The organism is Mesorhizobium sp. M1E.F.Ca.ET.063.01.1.1 (assembly GCF_003998155.1).
Classification (GTDB): Bacteria; Pseudomonadota; Alphaproteobacteria; order Rhizobiales; family Rhizobiaceae; genus Mesorhizobium.
In genome coordinates, this window is record NZ_RZSC01000764.1 from 1 (window position 1) to 2,721 (window position 2,721).

The window sequence follows — 2,721 nt, forward strand, 5'->3', positions numbered from 1 at the left end:
GTCCTGCCACGTATCTCCTGTCAGCAGTTCGACGCTTTTCGACACGAGGAAGGGAGTGGCTGTCGCGTTTGGCGGCGCGGCGCCTTCGGCGCCCACGGCGTGGGCGGTTGCGAATGTGATAAACGCAGCGAGGCTAGTTCGCTTCATCGGTCTGGAACTGTTTGCCGAGATCGGAGGCATGTTCGAGATCCGGCCGCAGGGACCTGCCGTCCTGGTTGCGGCCGATCGCGGCCATGTCGAAGAAGACCATGGAATCGTCGTCATAAGCGACCGAATACGGGTCATTGGCATTGCCAGCCCCGACGAGCGCAAAGCACGAAACCGCGTCCGGAACGCCGGGCTGGCTTTTGAGGACCAGCGTCTTGCACAACACGACGGATGCGCGGGTGTTATAGACGGCCTCGTCGTAGTCCCGCACGGCCTTCGTGCAATCCCACTCCTCAGCCTTGTAGGTGATCTTGGGCTTCGGACAGGCCGCGAGGCCCCGCAGCCTATAGGTGACGCCGTTGATGACGCGTTCGGTCGCGGACTTGATCTCCACCGGCTTAGCTAGCGCTGTTAGGTCGCGCTGAAAAAGGCCTCCGCGTGCGTCGTAGCGCTCGTAGACGAAGGTCTTTTCGCCAGGTTTGGCGAACTTCTGCAGATACGCGGTCGACGGCTGCTCGAACGGACGCGGCTCGTTCGTGCCCAGATCGGCGGCGCCTAGGACGGTGCTGTGGAGCAACAATGCCGCGAGGAAGAAAAACTGCTTCATCGGAAAATTGGCCTCGATCCTGCTTCTCATATTGACACTTTACTTTGGCTCCATGTACCCATAGTAAAATGTCAAAATCGGTAGCGCAATGAAAAACCGAATCGCGCTTGCGCTTTCTCTCTCTGCCGTCATGGCGCCATTCGGCGCACATGCGGACAAGACGAACTCGACGCGCATCGCTGCGGCATTTGCTCTGCCGGCCCGCCCGGTGGTTTCGACCTTTTCCGATGCTGATCACGGATCGACGATTGGCGGCGGGTGTGCGCCGACGGATCGCAGGCGGGCCGCGGCCTTGGTGCGCCAGGTCGCCGAAGAAGAGGGCTTCGATCCCGATCTGAGCGAGGCGGTTGCCTGGGCAGAAAGCGACATGGGCGGCAATCAAGGGCCGTCCCGCGCGGGCGCTCTCGGCATCATGCAGCTCATGCCGGCGACAGCGTCGCGCCTTGGTGTGGCCGAGAGATGCGACGCGAAAGCCAATATCCGTGCCGGCGTCCGCTATCTGAAAGCGCTTTATGACGAGTTCCAGGATCCGCTGCTGATGTCGGCGGCCTACAATGCAGGCGAGCAGAACGTTTACAAAGCCAACGGCATCCCGGTGAACGACGAAACCACGAAATACGTGGTCAAAGTGCTCAATCGCTGGAAGCTCGGCAAGCTGATCAAGGCTCCCACTCGCAACCCTGTTGACGATCATCACGCCACCGCGACCGGCGCGGTCGATGGCGTCGCCTGGCAAGACGGACACGTCATGGATTTTGGCAACTGAATTAGGAGTGAGACGAGGATGGATTATAAAAAGGCGGGTAAATTCGCCGTCCAGTTTATGGCCGCCGCGGCGATCGGCATGGCGCTCGCACCGGCGAGCGCATACGCGCAGTCGGCCGCCCCGGTCGAGGGCGTGCTGGAATGGTTCGTCGGTGTGCTGCAAGGCAGCATTGCCCGATCTTTCGGGATCATAGCGGTTTGCTTTCTCGGCTTCCTCGCCATGACCGGCAGACTGGTGTGGATGATGGCGCTTTCCATCATCATCGGTATCGCTCTGGTGTTTGGCGCCGCAGCTCTGGTCGATTCCATCCGGTCCACCGCTGGAGGCGCGTGACCGATGGAGGACGAAGAGGTCTATGTCGAGCCGGTCAGCCTGCCTCTAACGCGCCCGCCGATGAAATGGGGTGTGCGCTACGAGGTGTTCGCGCTCAACGGCATGGCTGCCGTCATCGGATTCATCGCGACCAGCAGCTTCACGCTCGGCCTCGGTCTATTCAGCGCGACGCATTTGATCAGCGCCTATCTTTGCCAGCGCGACCCGTACATCTTCCACATAGTCGAACGCCGACTGTCGAAACGGGACGCGGTCGCAAACTCGGGCTTTTGGGGCGCGAGGAGCTATTCGCCGTGAGCGTGAACGCCGACCTGAAATTCGCAAAAGCGCGCAAACGGGAAAAGCCTGTCGAGGGCCATGTCCCCTATTTGCGCCACGTCGACGACAATTTGGTGGTCGCCAAAAGCGGCTTTCTGCTCGGCGTCATTCAGCTCAGCGGCCTGCCCTTCCAGACAATGGATCAGGCAGAGCTCAACAACCGCATGTTCAATCGCAACACGACATTCCGCAACCTCTCCACGTCCCGTTTTGCCGCCTACGCAACCATCATTCGGCGTCATGTGACGCCAGAGATCGAAGGAGATTTCGAAAACCCTTTCGTGGCGGAGCTCGATGCCCGCTACATGGACGAGTTGGGCTCGAAGAACCTGTTCGTCAACGAGGCTTTCCTGACGCTCATCCGCCGCCCGATGGTCGGGCGCGTCGGCTGGGTCGACAAGGCGCTCAACGCGTTCCGCATCAGCACGGCCGGCGAAGAGACACGTGAAGAGGCCATGGCCGAATTGCACGATGTCCTCAATGGCGTCACCAAGGACTTTTCCGCCTATGGCGCGCGGCTCCTGGGCGTGGTGATGCGACGCGCCCGCGT

General features: G+C 60.8%; 4 protein-coding genes and 1 pseudogene. 4 read left to right on the forward strand and 1 reads right to left on the reverse strand.

Features of this window, described 5'->3' with window-relative positions; all coding sequences use genetic code 11:
- Positions 1–133 precede the first annotated feature (133 nt).
- Entirely contained in the window at positions 134–754 is a 621-nt protein-coding gene (locus EOA29_RS31910) for a hypothetical protein (RefSeq protein WP_127222113.1), read from the reverse strand.
- Between the two features lie 130 nt (positions 755–884).
- On the opposite strand from EOA29_RS31910, the gene EOA29_RS31915 reads away from it, so the two are divergent.
- The 4 genes and pseudogenes from EOA29_RS31915 to EOA29_RS31930 all read left to right on the forward strand — a co-directional run.
- Entirely contained in the window at positions 885–1,520 is a 636-nt protein-coding gene (locus EOA29_RS31915) for a lytic transglycosylase domain-containing protein (protein ID WP_189479051.1), read from the forward strand.
- 57 nt (positions 1,521–1,577) lie between these two features.
- Positions 1,578–1,853, forward strand: a complete 276-nt coding sequence (locus EOA29_RS31920; RefSeq protein WP_210213194.1) for a TrbC/VirB2 family protein — start codon at positions 1,578–1,580, stop codon at positions 1,851–1,853.
- Positions 1,854–1,856: 3 nt separating this feature from the next.
- Positions 1,857–2,150: a VirB3 family type IV secretion system protein gene (locus EOA29_RS31925; protein WP_095488713.1), complete on the forward strand. Its 294-nt coding sequence runs from the start codon at positions 1,857–1,859 to the stop codon at positions 2,148–2,150.
- Positions 2,147–2,721: pseudogene (locus EOA29_RS31930) on the forward strand (VirB4 family type IV secretion system protein); the annotation flags it as partial. The gene EOA29_RS31925 and the pseudogene EOA29_RS31930, both read left to right, overlap by 4 nt.

Bases quoted from the DNA above. Each gene is read 5' to 3' on its own strand.
- EOA29_RS31910 (WP_127222113.1), bottom strand. From the start codon at position 754: ATGAAGCAGTTTTTCTTCCTCGCGGCATTGTTGCTCCACAGCACCGTC.
- EOA29_RS31915 (WP_189479051.1), top strand. From the start codon at position 885: ATGGCGCCATTCGGCGCACATGCGGACAAGACGAACTCGACGCGCATC.
- EOA29_RS31920 (WP_210213194.1), top strand. From the start codon at position 1,578: ATGGCCGCCGCGGCGATCGGCATGGCGCTCGCACCGGCGAGCGCATAC.
- EOA29_RS31925 (WP_095488713.1), top strand. From the start codon at position 1,857: ATGGAGGACGAAGAGGTCTATGTCGAGCCGGTCAGCCTGCCTCTAACG.